1 protein-coding gene and 1 pseudogene are annotated in these 1,486 nt (G+C 64.1%); both read left to right on the top strand.

Annotation, left to right across the window (positions count from 1 at the left end):
• Positions 1 to 313: pseudogene (locus ACQR0Z_RS34995) on the top strand (methyl-accepting chemotaxis protein); the annotation flags it as partial.
• Positions 314 to 389: 76 nt separating this feature from the next.
• The coding region (locus ACQR0Z_RS34990; RefSeq protein ID WP_434921692.1) for a HAMP domain-containing protein at positions 390 to 1,486 on the top strand (1,097 nt) is incomplete at its 3' end.

Here is a 1,486-nt window from a genome sequence, read left to right as displayed (position 1 = left end):
GAGTGCATCCGAGCAGGTGTCCTCGACCTCGGAGGAGCTCGCCTCGCAGGCCGAGCAGCTGCAGTCCACCATCGCCTTCTTCCGCATCGGATCCGCCGATGACCTCGGGGCCCGCCAAATGGATGATGCGGTCACGCGGCTGCGTGCCAAGGCAGCAACGATGAAGGCGGCTGACCGCGGCGCGAAGAAGCTGTCCGCCGCAAGGCCCGCGACTGCGGCTCGTCGACCGCTCAAGGCAGCGGCTGGCGGCGGTGGCTTTGCCTTCGTGATGGACGACGGCAGAGACGAGCGAGACGCCGATTTTCAAGCCTGAGGGCTGTCGGCAGAACGGCGCGTTGCAACTTTCCGGTCCGGCACGAGAGCGCCGCCCAGATCATGAAGGAACGAAGATGCGATTCACGATCAAGGCCAAACTGGCCTCCACGTTCGGCGCCGTGATCCTGCTGTCCGCGATCACGGGTGGGATCGGTTATATGAAGCTGAGCGATACGGCCACGGCGACCGAGAGCATCGTGTCAGCCGCAGGCCGGCTCGACAAGGCTGCGCGCCTGAAGGAGAACGTGCTGCTGCAGATCCGCGCCGAGAAGAACGCGCTGCTGGCCGCGTCGGACGCCGAGATGGATCGCTATATCACCGAGGCGATCTCCATCCGGGCCGCGACGGTGAAGACTCGGGATGAGATCTACGCAGTTGCCACGGAGGCCGGCAAGAAGATCCTCGACAGGATCGAGACCAGCTACGCCAATACGAACGCGCTCGAGGATCATACCTTCAAGCTGCTGAAATCCGACCGGACTAAAGCGATCGAGCATTCTTCGAACGACGAGCGCAAGGCGGTGGCGGAAACGCTCGAGCGCCTTGGTGAATACGACACGTTCCTGAAGAAGCTGATGGCGGACAAATCCGAGCAGGCTCGGCAGGAGGGCAGTCATGCCCAGATGCTGATGCTTGGTCTGGTTCTGGTGTCGCTGATGTTCGCCGCGGCCGCCGCGTTCTGGATGTCTCTCAGCATCGGCCGGACGCTGGCGCGCGCAGTCGGGCTGGCCGATGCGGTGGCGATCGGCGATCTCAGCCAGAAGATCGACAAGGTTCATGATGACGAGGTTGGCGACCTCATCAAGTCGCTGAACACGATGACCGCGAACCTCAATGCCACCGCGCTGATCGCCGCCGAGGTCGCCCAGGGCAATCTGGACGTTGCGGCCAAGCCGCTGTCCGACAAGGACACCCTCGGTCTTGCGCTTCAGCGCATGCTGGAGAGTCTCAACGCCACTGCGGCGGTTGCCCAGGAGATCGTGCGTGGCAACCTGACCGTGGAAGCCAAACGTATCTCCGACAAGGACAAGCTCGGTACCGCGCTCGAGCACATGGTGGACAAGCTCCGCCAGATCGTCGCCGAAGCCCTGACGGCCGCGCACAACGTGTCGGCGGGCAGCCAGGAGCTGTCGGCGAGCGCCGAGCAGCTGTCGCAGGGCGCGACCGAGCA

The organism is Bradyrhizobium sp. HKCCYLS3077 (assembly GCF_051167555.1).
In the GTDB taxonomy this organism is placed as follows: Bacteria; Pseudomonadota; Alphaproteobacteria; order Rhizobiales; family Xanthobacteraceae; genus Bradyrhizobium.
This window is presented reverse-complemented; position numbering and strand designations above follow the sequence as displayed.